This window comes from Streptomyces sp. NPDC101166, from assembly GCF_044768125.1.
GTDB lineage: Bacteria > Actinomycetota > Actinomycetes > Streptomycetales > Streptomycetaceae > Streptomyces.
This window is the reverse complement of record NZ_JBIWPF010000007.1, coordinates 289,762-301,829: the sequence shown is the minus strand read 5'-3', so window position 1 is coordinate 301,829 and position 12,068 is coordinate 289,762. Positions and strand designations below refer to the sequence as shown.

The window sequence follows — 12,068 nt, the reverse complement described above, 5'->3', positions numbered from 1 at the left end:
AGGAAGTGGGGCGTCTTTCCTTGGACCACCAACGCAGAACCGGTTTTTCACTGTCGTGCTGACCGGCTCAAGATCAATAGTACACGATCTCCGCCGCTTGTCGAACCACCGTCATTCGAGCTTCTCCAGCTTCAGGTCCGGCCCGACGACGAGCGTGACCATCCCGGCCGCCGCGTCCGCGGACACCGTCGACGGCGTCCCGGGGAAGCGCGCGGCCAGGACCGCGGCCTGCTTCTCCATGCCCGCCGGGAAGGTGAGCGCCGACTTGGCCACCGTCCTGCCCGCGTTGCCGGTGGCGACGACGTTGTAGCCGGCGGCGCGCAGCTTCTCCGCGACCTGCCCCGCCCGGCCGGACACCCCGGTGCCGTTGAGCACCTGGACCCGGACCTGCGAGGCGTAGACCAGGTTCTTGACGGAGGCCTGCAACTGGGCCTTGCTCGTCTCCTTGTCGTTGGCCAGGGCGGTGAACACCTCGGTGGCCTGCGGATACTGCCAGACGACGTTGGCGATGTCCTTCGGGAAGTCGGCCCCACGCGGATAGTTGGGCACGGTGAGGAAGGAGAGCCGCTCGGTGGGAATGCCCTTGAGTTCGTTGGCCAGGGCGTAGATCGGCTTGATGCCGGCCATCTTCGGGTCGGTGGTGAGCGACTTGGTACCCGCCTGGAGGAAGCCGTACAGCGAGTCCGGGCTGGTGAGCTTGTCCTTCGCCTTCTTCACCAGGGCGTTCATGAACTCCTGCTGACGTCCGATGCGCCCGATGTCGGAGCCGTCGCCCACGCCGTAGCGGACCCGGACATAGCCGAGGGCGGTCTCGCCGTCGACGGTCTGGCAGCCGGCCTTCAGCTTCAGTCTCGCCTTGTCGGAGACGATGTTCTGCTTCGGGCAGACCTCGATCCCGTCGAGCGCGTCGACCATTCCCTTGAATCCGGAGAAGTCGATGGACATGAAGTTGTCGATGCGCAGGCCGGTGTGGGCCTCGACGGTCTTGATGCTGCACGCGGCGGCCCCGGCCACTTCGCCGCTGCTGCCGCCGATCGCGAACGCCTCGTTGATCTTGGCCTTGTGGGGGGAGGACATGGAGCCGTTCCCCCGGTCGCAGGACGGTATCTGCACCCAGGAGTCACGGGGGAAGGACAGCACCGTGGCCCACTCCCGGTCCGCGGGGATGTGCAACACCATCAGGGTGTCCGACTGCATCGTGGTCAGATCGGGGCCGCCGTACTCGGAGTTGGCGCCCTCACGGGTGTCGGAGCCGACGACCAGGATGTTCTTCGAGCCCGGGCTGAGGTTGTCCGGGCGCTCACCGCCCAGCTTGTCGTCGATGTCGGCGGAGTGGATGTTGCCGTTGAGATCCTGGTAGATCCAGGCGCCGGCGCCGCCGACCCCGAGGAGCATCACCGTGATCACGCCGCCGGTCCACGCCAGTACGCGTCCCCGCCGAGTCAGCCTGGTCTGCCCCCGGCCGTCCGCCGTACGCCGACGCCCTCGTGTCCCGCTCATCGGCGCTGCCCTCCGCTCGGCCGTTGTGTCACCCCGTACACCGTGCTCGGATACTCGGCGCTGGTCACCGCCGTTCGACGGAACTCCACCCGCAGGCAGGAATACGTCCCGAAAGCACAGACGTCTCACCAGACTCGCCAGAGGGGGACAGGGTTGCCCCAAGTGACCTTTTACATAGGTCAAATGACTGACCGTGACCCGCACCGGACCGGTCGTGAGAACCGGCCGGTGCGGGTCAGGCCGTCACCGGAGCGTGGTCAGGGCGCGTTGACGAGGTCGTACGGCGGGACGCTCACCGTGCGGGCGCCCGTCGTGCCACCGAGGACGACCTTGCGCAGGGAGGTGTTGTTGGTGAGGTCGGTCTCCTTCAGGCGCTTGGCCGGGTTGGCGAGGACCTCCACGTAGTACGTGCCGTTGGGCAGTCCGGTGATGTCGAAGGACTGGCCGGGCCGGTACTGGGTGTAGGTGTCGCCGGAGCCGACGTCGAGGACCTCACGCACGGAGATCGAGTTCTGCTCTCCGCACGCGGTGGACAGGTCGGTGTTGTGCGGGTGCCAGTTGGCGTTCTTCACCGTGTAGTCGACGGCGTCGGTGTTGGCCAGGCAGAACGCCTCCTTGCCGCTGCGCACCTGCTTGGTCTTGTCGGCGCTGAGCAGGCGGTAGCTGGCGAAGTCGGTGAAGTGCCAGTGCTCGTGGCCGATGCGCGGGTCCCACTCCATGGTGCCGGTGGGGGTGTAGCCGACCTGCTTGCCGCTCGCGTCGTAGAAGTACTGGTAGGCGTCCATCAGGTCCTTGCCGGGGCTGCGGAAGCCGTCCACGACGAGGGGGGCCGGGCCCGCGTTCCAGACGTTGGCGCTGAAGGCGAGGTAGTCCTTGCCGGGTACGTCGCCGTCCTCGCCGTCGGTGATCTCGAAGCCCCAGGCCGGCAGGGAGCGCAGGTCGGGCTTGGGCACGTTCGCGGGGACGGTCGCCCGGCCGGTGGGCCGCTGGGCGTTGGCCTTCAGCGCGGGAGCTATGCGGGAGCCGTCCGTGTGCCCCTTGCCGTCGCCCAGGTGGCGGGCGAGGCCACGGGCCTCCAGCGCGTGCGGGAAGGCAGGCGCGGTGGGCTCGTCGGCGCCGCGCGAGCCGTAGTGGTGACCGCCGCCGGGGGCCGGTTCGGCGCCCTGCTGCGCACCGTGCCCCGCGTGGGCGCCGTGCGCCCCGTGGGCCGCCTTGGCACCGTGGGAGCCGTGCGCGCCGGAGGACCGCAGCCCCACGCCGCCCTCGCCGCCCTCCGGGGACTCGCGGACCGTGAGCTTGACGGTCTGCGGCGCGTCGGCCATGCCGAAGTAGTCGCGGTACTTCTTCGCCACCGACACCTTGGCCGTGTACTCGCCCACCGCCAGGTCGGTCGGCTTGTCGCGGTCCCCGGTGCTGGTGTTGGCCGCCCAGCCCTTCTCCACGCCCCACACCGAGCCGAGGGTGAAGGGGTTCGCGGGGCAGCTCTGCGGATAGTGCGAGGTGGCCGGCGCGTCGGGCCGGATCCGCCCGGAGGCGTTGTTGGGGCAGAAGTCCCCCTTGGCGGTGAGGACCTGGGCGCCGGCGGCGTTCTTGATGGACACCTCCAGGAAGCCGGACAGCCCCTGGAAGTCCCGGACGAGCCCGGCGGGCAGCGTCTTCGTCTTCACCTTCTTCCCGTCGCGCAGGATCTGCTGGGCGACGACGGGGTCCTTGTAGGACTTGCGGGTCACCTTGAACTCGAGCGGCGCGTTGTCGACGGACACGTAGGTGCCCAGGTCCAGGTTGACGCCGGCCTGGCCGTCCCACTCCCACCGGTCGAGGGTGACGGACTTCGACGCGGCGATCAGCTTGAGCTGCGGCGTGCCGGGCGTGGCCTTCGGCGCCGCGCCGGCGCCGGGCGCGGCCCCGGCGACGGCGACGACGGCGAGCACCGCTCCGGCGGCGAACGCCGTTCTCTGCAGCTCTCCACGGTGTTTCTGACTGGTCATCGGGTTCCTCGTCTGCGAGTGCCATGGTCGATGGCATCGGACTGGACAGCCCGCGGATCCGGCCTTGTGCGACGGGCGCTCCCCTGGGACGTGCGTCGAACACGCCCATGCGCCCCGGCCGACTCTGTGGGCACCCTGTGAGAGAGGCAAATTGCTTCCGCGGGTTGCCTGCCGCCGCGAGATTCACCCGCCGGAGGCCACCCCTTCCCGCGTCGGCGTCAGCGAGCGGAACCCGAACCCCACCTCCGGCGAAAGTCCGTGATAATGCCGGAAGTTGTAGATCAGCGGGCTCCACGCCGACGGATCCACGTGCTGGGTCCCCGGCACCACGAGATCGTCGCGGGCATGCACCCGCACCACCTCGCACTCCACGATCCGGAACTCCCCACCGCCGCCCGACGTCATCTCCGTGACCCGCGCCTCCAGTTGGAGGGGACACTCGGCGACCCGGGGAGCCCGTACGCCCTCGGCGGGCTGCGGGGTGAGCCCGGCGGCGGCGAACTTGTCCGGCTCGTACCGGTAGACCCCCCGCTTCTCCTCGGGCACGGGCTCCGCCCCGGTGAGCGGAGCCAACGCCTCGACCTGCCGCCACAGTTCGGGCCCCGGCAGATTGACCACCACCTCCGCCCTGGCAGCCAGATTCTCGACGGTACGGCTCCCCCGCCCCACCCCGAGCACCACACTCCACCCCAACGCCCACACCGACGAGACGGGCGCGAGATTGGGCGACCCGTCCTCGTTCACGGTCGCCAGCAGAGCGACGGGAGTGCCGAAGTAGAGAATCCCCGGAGCAATGGCCACATGCCGCCCACCCACCACGCCCGGGCCCACTGAAGAAGTCATGCCCGAACGCTAAACACCCGACACTTCGGCCCCGCCCGAACAGTGAGGACGGCAGGCGTCGGTGAGGGGGCGGTTCGACGCCTGCCGGGGTCTCAGAGACCGTAGCGGGGCTTCAGGTGGCGCCAGAAGTCTCGGAGCATCCACTTGTCGAAGTCGGTGATCCGGGTGGCGGAGCCGGCGTTCATGACGAAGCAGCACTGGCCGGTCGGGGTCCAGTCGTAGAAGTCGTCCAGGCCGAAGGTGTGGCCGACCTCGTGAAGGTAGATATGGATGTTCTCCTGGGCGAGGGCGGAGGTGAAGTACTCCTGGCCGACGCGCTGGCCCCAGTCGCCGCCGGCACCGCCCTGGAAGCCCTTGGTGAGCCAGAGGGACTGGTCGTAGTGGCGGGCGGTGCCGCCGGGGCACCTGAAGTAGTTGCCGTCCTGGTGGAAGAAGCGGCCGCAGTCGGGGGCGCACTGCGGGGCGCCGGCGCCGTCGAGGACGTTGGTGTACACGTCCACCGAGCTGTCGCTCCACTGGAGGGTGGCACGGTTCTTGACCGCCCATCCGACGATGTTGACCGGCACGTCGGCGTACGGCCAGTCGTTGTAACCCCGGCCGTTCTCCACCTGGGCCGCCATCCACTTGCCGAACTGCTTCTTCACCGCCGCGTGGATCCGGTCGCGCAAGGCCGCGCTGACCAGAGCGTCGGACTCCCAGCGGACGCAGTAGTTGATGCTGCCGCGGTTGGCCATGACCTGGTCCCAGCCGTAGTTGCGGAAGCCGTAGAGGTCGGGGTAGGTGGTCGAGACGTGGTTCCAGACCTCGTTGAGCGGCTGGACGAGGTTCGACGGCGGGTTCCACTGCGGGGCGGCCTCGGCGCGTGGGGCTGCCGTGCCGGTCGTGTGGAGGATGGCAGCCAGCGCCGCCAGTACGGTGAAAAGCCTGGCCAGTCGTCTGCGCATGAGGTGAACTCCTCGTGTGGGGAACGGGATTCACGAACACGTACGTCTTGAGGTCGCCGCGGCTCCGGCGGAGGTTGCCGCCGGTCCTGGGAGCGGCGGTCCGGCGGGCTGGGCACTGCGACCGGCCGTTTCCGCCGATGTCGACGCCGTGGCGGAGATACGGGCCGTCGTGCTCCGCGCCGATCTCGAACGGCTCGGGCGCTACGACGGGCACCGCGTGCGGCAGCGTCTGCGCGACGGGTTCGACCCCGCGCACACGCACGTCATCGAGGTCGCCGGAGCACTCGCCGGCAGCGTCGCCCTGCGTCCCGCGGCCGACGGGCACTGGCTGGAGCACTTCTATCTGGCCCCGGCCGCCCAGGGCCGCGGCGTCGGCTCCGCCGTCCTCGCCCGGATCCTCACGGCCGCCGACCGCGCCGGCGTCCGTGTACGTCTCAACGTCCTCCAGGGCAGCCCGGCCCGGCGCCTGTACGAGCGGCACGGGTTCGTGTTCGAGAGTGAGGACGCGGTGGACCTGTTCCTGGTGCGGGAGCCGAAGGGCGTACGCATGTGCGGAAGAACAGACGTACGGCGCAACGAACGCCCAGGTGAACACCTGTCCGTCTGAACAGACGCCCGAACTGGCGTCCGACGCGGCGCGCCCGATCCGGGCAATCCCGGTGATTCACCGTACGGGTGCACTTTCCTCGGCATCATGAGCCCGGTGCCGTACCCCCTTCGCTCGCTCCTCGCCGTCGTCGCCGTCCTCGTCCTCGTCTGCGGGGCGGCCTGCGCCCCCCTCGGGGACGACCGCGACGCCGTTCCGCCCGGCGACGCTCCCGCCTTCGGGGCCTACGTCGGGTACGACTCGGAGGGCGTGCGGCGGATCGCCGGGCTCGACGGCTGGGTGGGCGCGGCCACGCCCCGGGTCGGGCGGGCGTATCTGCCCGGGGACCGGTGGAGCAACATCGAGGGAGCGCCCGGGTACCTGACGTACTGGGCGCAGTGGCGCAAGGCCCGCGCCGACCGGATGTTCGTGCTCAACGTGCCGATGCTGGAGCGCACCGAGGGCGGTCTCGGCGACGCCACCGTGCGGACCGAGCTGGGCCGGGGCGCCCGGGGCGAGTACGACGCGCACTTTCGCGCGCTCGCCCGGCGGCTGGTCGCGCTCGGGGTGCCCGACACCGTGCTGGTCGTCGGCTGGGAGATGAACGGCATCACCTATGCCCACCGCTGCGGCCCCGACCCGGCGGCCTGGAAGCGGTACTGGGCGCGGATCGTGACCACGATGCGTTCGGTGCCGGGGCAGCGGTTCCGGTTCGACTTCACGCCCAACCGGGGCCTCGACGCCGTCCCGTGGACCGAGTGCTACCCCGGCGACGGGTATGTCGACGTGATCGGCATGGACGCCTACGACCAGCCCCGGGGCATGTCCTTCGAGGAGCAGGTCGCCGAGCCGTACGGCCTCGCCGCGCACGTGCGGTTCGCCGAGGCTCACGGCAAGCCGGTGTCGTACCCCGAGTGGGGTCTGTGGCGCAACGGCGACAACCCCGCCTACATGCACGGCATGCTCGACTGGTTCGACCGCCACCGCCCCATGTACCAGACCATCAGCGACTACTGCCCCCACGGAGTCTGGCGCTGCCGCGCCAATCCGCGTTCGTCGCAGGTGTACCGGGAGGTGACAGGGGAGCTCGGGAGCTGAGGCGCCCTCGCGCCGTCCCCGAGCGGGCGCTCCGGGGGCCGTTCGGGGGAGCGGGCGGTGCGTCGCCGGGGGACGGACAGATCGCGGTCAGATGATCGCAAGATGCGACGAGATCACCCCGCGTACCCGCCGCTGACGCGCCTCGGCACCGTGAGCGGGGGCGCCGTTCTGGCGGCCGTACTCCTGGTCGTGCCGGCCGTGGCGCCCGCCGGCGCCGGGGGCGACGACGCGTTCCGCAAGGCGACCGCCCGGTCCGTGCAGGCCCATGAGGAGGCCCGCCGGCACGTCGACCGGCTGCGCGCCGCCGACGCCGCCCCCGTGAGGATCAAGGCCGCCGAACGCCGCCGCAAGGCGCTCCGCGCCGAGCTGTGGGACCGGCTGTGGACAGCGGCGAAGGCGTCCGGCGACCCGGTCGCCGTCGACCCCGGCGGGCACGCGGGGGGCTGTTCCGCCCGTGACCGCGACCGCAGCCACCCGCCCCGGCGCCCCCGCGCCTGGACCGCTCCGACCCGCGACTACTGGCTCTCCGCCGGCTACGCCGACCGCGGCGCGCACTGGGCCCACCGGCACACCGGACAGGACTTCGCCGTGCCCACCGGCAGCCCCGTGCTCGCCGTGGGACCCGGCACCGTACGCGTCACGACCTGCGGCGACGGCTTCGGCCGGCAGGTCATCGTCCGTCACCCCGACGGCTACTTCACGCAGTACGCCCATCTGTCCCGCATCGACGTCCGCCCCGGCCGACGCGTCGTGGCGGGCCAGCGCCTCGGCCTGTCCGGGGCGACCGGCAACGTCACCGGCCCCCATCTCCACTTCGAGGTCCGGGTCACGCCGTACATGGGCTCGTCGGTGTCACCCCTGCCCTGGCTGCGGCGCAAGGCCGTGAAGGTGACGGACTGAGCAGCCCCTCGTCCCCGGACCGACCGGCCCCGCGTAATCCGCGCGCGGCGGTGCGCCGCCTCCCGGCACACTGGTGCGCCCGGCGCGACGCGCGCGGAAGCGGGGGAGGGACGAGGAGTGAGCAGACGGCGTTACGTCGCCCGGGGCGTCCCCGGCGGCTACCGCATCTGGGACAACCGGGGACGCCGCTACTGGGGCGACTTCTACGAGTTGTGCCCCGACGACCTGCTGGCCGAGCTGAACGGACCGGCGGACCGGGACCGCGTCGTCGCTCTCATGCGCCGGTACAAGAAGGCCAGGCGCTGAGCGGTCCGGGCGCCGCCCCGGGGCCGGTCGTTCACATCGGCGGCGTGCCGGTCCGCGCGTGCTGGGCGTGCGTCGGGCGGTAGACGGCGAGCGCCCAGATCACGAAGACGTCGATCGCGATCAGGATGATCGACCAGACTGGCGCGTACGGCAGGAACAGGAACTGCAGGACCAGGCTCAGCGACGCCAGCACGATGCCCGTGAAGCGGGCCCACGCCGCGCCCTTGAGGATGCCCCAGCCGGCGACGGCGGCGATCACGCCGAGGATCAGCAGGATCCAGCCCCAGCCGGTGAGGTTGATCTCGTACACGTAGTCGCCGACGCGCGCGTACACATCGTCCTCGGCGATCGCGGCGATGCCCTGGAAGACGGCGAGGATGCCGTTGACGATCATCAGCACCCCGGCGAAGACGGCCCCGCCGACGGCCCAGCCGCTCTCCGCGGCGGGGTGGGAGGACCAGCCGGGCGAGCCGGACGGGCGGCCGGTGCCCTGGTGGGAGGGGTCCCAGACGGGGGAGTCCTGGGACGTGTGGGAGCGCGACGCGTCGGTCATGGCCGTACCCGCCTCTTCTCTGTATCGGGGACTGTCCTCACGACCATCCGCCGCGCCCGGCGCCGCCACCACGGGGGCTGCTCCGAACGGGTGAGGCGGCGGGAGACGGCATGTCGCATCCCGCCGACGCGGGGGGCCGGACCTTCACTGGACGCCAAAGGACCCCACCCCACGCCGGAGGCGACATGGCAGCCCACCGCACCCCCACGGCGACGTCGACCCGCGCCCGCCCCGCCCCTCTCCTGCCCGTCCTGGTCGCGGTGTTCACCCTCACCGCCTCCCTCGTCCTCACCGGATGCTCCGACGGGGAGAGCCCCTCCACCGTGACCAGCAAGGCCGCCTCCGCCGCCGAGTCGCTGGAGAACCGGGCGACCGCCGCCGCGTCCTCGCTCGCGGCGCAGGCCACCGGGGCCATCGCGTCGGCCACCGCGGAGATCGGCCACAAGCTGGACGGCATCAAGGGCGGCCAGGACGCCAAGAAGGACGTGAAGCTCGGGCCGCCGAGCAAGGATTCCGACGGCCGCGCGAAGGCCGAGGTCACCGTCACCAACCCGGACGACGCGAAGAAGTCCTTCGCCGTCCAGGTGAACTTCACCAACACCGGCGGCAACACGCTCGACAGCGTCCTCGTCACCGTCCCGGACGTCCCCGCCGGCGGCACGAGCACGGCCACCGCGCGCAGCAGCCACGGTCTGTCCGGCGAGGTGAAGGCCCAGTTGGGCCGGGCCGTCCGCTACTGAGCGCTCCCGCCGCCGCGCGGATGCGCCCCCGTGCCGCCCGACGCAGACTGGTCGGATGAAGGCCCCGCACCCGCGTAGCGACACGGCCGCACCCGCCGCCGGGGAGGCGCCTCGGCAGACGACGGCGCTCGCGGCGATGCTCTTCGCGGTCGCGATGACGTTCATCGACCAGACCATCGTCGCCATCGCGGCCCCCGACATCGTGGACGAGCTGCACCTGTCGGCCTCCGGCATGCAGTGGGTGGTCAACTCCTATCTGCTCGCGCTCGCCGCGTTCTTCGCGCTCGGCGGCCGGCTCGCCGACCTCCTCGGGGCGCGCCGCGTGGTCGTGGTCGGCACCGTCGTGTTCGTGATCTCGTCGGTGCTGTGCGGCTGCGTCCCCGAGGGGAGCCTGGCGCAGACCTGGCTGATCGTGTTCCGGGCGACCCAGGGGCTGGGGGCGGCGCTGCTGTTCCCGGCCGCGCTGGCCGTGGTGGTCGCGGTGTTCCCGGTGGAACGGCGTGGGCGGGCACTGGCGTTGTTCTTCGGTCTGTCGGGGGCGCTGACCGCTGTGGGACCGCTGCTCGGCGGCTGGCTCACCGCGTGGACATGGCGGGCGATCTTCTGGGTGAACGTGCCGGTGGCGCTCATCGCGCTCGCGCTGACCGCGCTGGCGCACCTGTCCGACCGGCGGCGGGCGGAGCCGCTGGACGTCAAGGGCGCGGCGCTGATCGCGGTGGGCATGGGGCTGAGCGTGCTCGGTTTCCAGCAGGCCTGGTCGTGGGGCTGGGGCAGCGCGGCGACCTGGGGCTGCGTGGCGGGCGGGCTCGCGCTGCTGTGCGTCTTCGTCCGCTACGAGCGGGGCGTGCGGCATCCGCTGATCGACATGCGGGTCTTCGACGACCGGGCCTTCCGTGCGGACGCCGCGGTGCTGTTCTTCTCGATGCTCGCCTTCGTGCCGCTGTTCTTCTTCGCCTCCGTCTACGCGCAGGTGTCGCTGAGCGCCTCCCCCAACCAGGCCGCGCTGTTCCTGCTGTACTTCTTCGCCGGCTTCGCGATCGCCTCGCAGTGGGGCGGCCGGATCCTCGACGACAAGGGCGCGCGTCCGGCACTGAAGCTCGGGACGGTGCTGGGGGCGGTGGGCTTCGCGCTGTGGGCGGGCGAGCTGACCGATCTGTCGATGCACGACCAGTGGCCCTACGCGGCGCTGGCAGGCGCGGGCATCGGCCTCGTCCTCGCCCCGGCCTCGACGGACGCCGTCAACCGCTCGCTGGGCGCCTCGTACGGCGAGGTCACCGGCATCACCCAGACGGTGCGCAACTACGCGGCGAGCGTCGGCCTCGCCGTCTACGGGACGATCCTCACGCATGTCACCGCGGACCGGGTGACGAGCACGCTGCGCTCTCGGGGCCTGTCCGAGGAGGAGGCCCGCGAGGTAGCCCGGGGGGTCGCCCAGAGCGTCACCGGCAGCGGCGACACCCGGGTGACGCAGAGCGGCGGGCGGGCGGCCGAGGTCATGCGGGAGACGATGCCGGCGGTGCGGACGGACTTCGCCGAGGCGAACCAGTGGGTGTTCTACGGCATGGCCGTCGCCCTCGGTCTCGGCTTCCTGTGCGCCCTGCGCCACCCGGGCGGGCGGGTCACGAGCGACGCCGGCCGCAGCGACCGTTCACCGGTCTGATCTGCGCCGCGCGGCGTCGCGTCCTTCCCTCCGCGAACCTCCGGGCATATTTTTTGCGGCCCCGGATGAATCTTCGTGCCCTCGCGTGCGTACTCCTGTGCGTCGACCCCGCCGAGCACGAGCACAGGCGGTATCCCCTACGGGGCAGGAGGAACGGTGCGTTTTTCTCGGAACGTGATGGGAACTGCCTTTGTGGGCGGCGCCCTGAGCTTGACCCTGGCCGCGCTGGCCTATCCGTCGATGCTGGGGCTGGACACCGTCTCCACGTCCGCCGACCGGGTCATCGCCAACACCCAGTGGGGTCCTCTGACCGAGAGCGACCGCAACTTCGTGGTGGCCGTGCGGGCGGCGGGCCTGTGGGAGTACCCGGTGGGCTTCATCGGTCTGCAGAAGGGTCAGAGCCCGGCGGTGAAGACCGCCAGCGAGCACCTGATCGACGGTCACGCGGCCCTGGACACGACCTGCCGCAAGATCGCGCCGATGCTGAACGTCACGATCCCCAACGTGGCCAGCCCCCAGCAGATGGGCTTCGTCAGCACCCTCCAGGCCGCCCAGGGCAAGCAGTTCGACATCGAGTTCGCCAACATCCTTCGCATGACGCACGGTTCCATCTTCAACACTGTGGCGAAGGTCCGCTCCACCACCAAGAACACGCTCGTGCGGGCGCTGGCCGACCAGGCCAACGACACCGTGCTGGACCACATCACGGTGATGGAGAAGACCGGCATGGTCGACTTCGACCAGACGCTGTTCAACCAGACGACGCCGCCTAAGCTGCCCAAGTCGGACATGACGCCGCCGCCGCCGGCCGCGGGCCAGCCGATGGTCGTCCTCACCCCGCCGGCCACCGCCACGTCCACGCCGGTGGACGTCGACGCCGCGTCGGTCGTCGGAGGAGTGGCCCCGGCGCCCGCGCCCGCCGCGCCCCAGCAGTAGACCGTCTCTCAAGG

12 protein-coding genes are annotated in these 12,068 nt (G+C 71.2%); 7 read left to right on the top strand and 5 right to left on the bottom strand.

The genetic code is table 11. From position 1 onward, the window contains the following. Nucleotides 1–111: 111 nt before the first annotated feature. The 4 genes from ACIRS4_RS15740 to ACIRS4_RS15725 form a co-directional block, all read right to left on the bottom strand. Nucleotides 112–1,500 carry an LCP family protein gene (locus ACIRS4_RS15740; protein ID WP_404195346.1) on the bottom strand — a complete coding sequence of 463 codons (1,389 nt, stop codon included), beginning with the start codon at nt 1,498–1,500 and terminating at the stop codon, nt 112–114. Nucleotides 1,501–1,757: 257 nt separating this feature from the next. Then, a complete protein-coding gene (locus ACIRS4_RS15735) occupies nt 1,758–3,488 on the bottom strand; it encodes a lysyl oxidase family protein (protein ID WP_404195344.1) in 1,731 nt (576 codons plus the stop codon). Between the two features lie 183 nt (nt 3,489–3,671). Next, a complete protein-coding gene (locus ACIRS4_RS15730; protein WP_404195342.1) occupies nt 3,672–4,331 on the bottom strand; it encodes a flavin reductase family protein in 660 nt (219 codons plus the stop codon). A 92-nt stretch (nt 4,332–4,423) separates the two neighbouring features. After that, on the bottom strand, nt 4,424–5,275 hold the full coding sequence (locus ACIRS4_RS15725) for a hypothetical protein (protein WP_404195340.1): 852 nt from the start codon (nt 5,273–5,275) through the stop codon (nt 4,424–4,426). A 115-nt stretch (nt 5,276–5,390) separates the two neighbouring features. Between ACIRS4_RS15725 and ACIRS4_RS15720 the strand changes: the two genes are divergently transcribed. The 4 genes from ACIRS4_RS15720 to ACIRS4_RS15705 all read left to right on the top strand — a co-directional run bounded on the left by ACIRS4_RS15720 (nt 5,391) and on the right by ACIRS4_RS15705 (nt 8,165). Next, nucleotides 5,391–5,882, top strand: coding sequence for a GNAT family N-acetyltransferase (locus ACIRS4_RS15720; protein WP_404195508.1), 492 nt, complete (start codon nt 5,391–5,393; stop codon nt 5,880–5,882). An 87-nt stretch (nt 5,883–5,969) separates the two neighbouring features. Then, complete coding sequence (locus tag ACIRS4_RS15715) at nt 5,970–6,959, top strand: glycoside hydrolase family 26 protein (protein ID WP_404195337.1); 990 nt, start codon at nt 5,970–5,972, stop codon at nt 6,957–6,959. Nucleotides 6,960–7,061: 102 nt separating this feature from the next. Next, on the top strand, nt 7,062–7,859 hold the full coding sequence (locus ACIRS4_RS15710; RefSeq protein WP_404195335.1) for a M23 family metallopeptidase: 798 nt from the start codon (nt 7,062–7,064) through the stop codon (nt 7,857–7,859). Between the two features lie 117 nt (nt 7,860–7,976). Next, nucleotides 7,977–8,165 (top strand): hypothetical protein, encoded by a 189-nt coding sequence (locus tag ACIRS4_RS15705; protein WP_404195333.1) that lies wholly within the window; start codon nt 7,977–7,979, stop codon nt 8,163–8,165. 31 nt (nt 8,166–8,196) lie between these two features. On the opposite strand, the gene ACIRS4_RS15700 is transcribed toward ACIRS4_RS15705, so the two are convergent. Next, nucleotides 8,197–8,718, bottom strand: a complete 522-nt coding sequence (locus tag ACIRS4_RS15700; RefSeq protein WP_404195330.1) for a hypothetical protein — start codon at nt 8,716–8,718, stop codon at nt 8,197–8,199. A 185-nt stretch (nt 8,719–8,903) separates the two neighbouring features. On the opposite strand from ACIRS4_RS15700, the gene ACIRS4_RS15695 reads away from it, so the two are divergent. The 3 genes from ACIRS4_RS15695 (at nt 8,904) to ACIRS4_RS15685 (ending at nt 12,054) form a co-directional block, all read left to right on the top strand. Then, nucleotides 8,904–9,458: a hypothetical protein gene (locus ACIRS4_RS15695; RefSeq protein WP_404195327.1), complete on the top strand. Its 555-nt coding sequence runs from the start codon at nt 8,904–8,906 to the stop codon at nt 9,456–9,458. 55 nt (nt 9,459–9,513) lie between these two features. Next, nucleotides 9,514–11,118, top strand: coding sequence for an MFS transporter (locus ACIRS4_RS15690; protein ID WP_404195325.1), 1,605 nt, complete (start codon nt 9,514–9,516; stop codon nt 11,116–11,118). Between the two features lie 177 nt (nt 11,119–11,295). After that, complete coding sequence (locus ACIRS4_RS15685) at nt 11,296–12,054, top strand: DUF4142 domain-containing protein (protein WP_404195323.1); 759 nt, start codon at nt 11,296–11,298, stop codon at nt 12,052–12,054. Nucleotides 12,055–12,068 lie beyond the last annotated feature (14 nt).